At 58.4% G+C, this 243-nt stretch carries 1 pseudogene; it reads left to right on the top strand.

Annotated elements, in window-relative coordinates:
• A pseudogene (locus AF337_RS31165) lies at positions 1-243 on the top strand (SARP family transcriptional regulator); the annotation flags it as partial.

The raw sequence follows: 243 nt of genomic DNA, 5'->3' as shown, positions 1-243 counted from the left end.
CCGTCAATGCGATCTTTCGGCTGTCGCGTAGCGATCTGGATAATGCGGAGCGGCGCCTGGAAGAACAGATCCAGTATCAGCCGCGGTCATCGACTTTTGCCTGGCTGTCATTCATCCGGACTTTCCAGGTTGGCCAACGTTTCAACGCGCTTGACGCGCATCTGATCGAGGAAGCTCAGGCATATGCGCGCAAAGCGCTGGAGCTCGATCCGCAGAATTCCGTTTCGCTCGCGCTCGTCGGCC

It is taken from the genome of Rhizobium ecuadorense, from assembly GCF_001187535.1.
Taxonomy (GTDB): domain Bacteria; phylum Pseudomonadota; class Alphaproteobacteria; order Rhizobiales; family Rhizobiaceae; genus Rhizobium; species Rhizobium ecuadorense.
The sequence above is the reverse complement of the archived record's forward strand: the minus strand, read 5'-3'. Positions and strand labels throughout refer to the sequence as shown.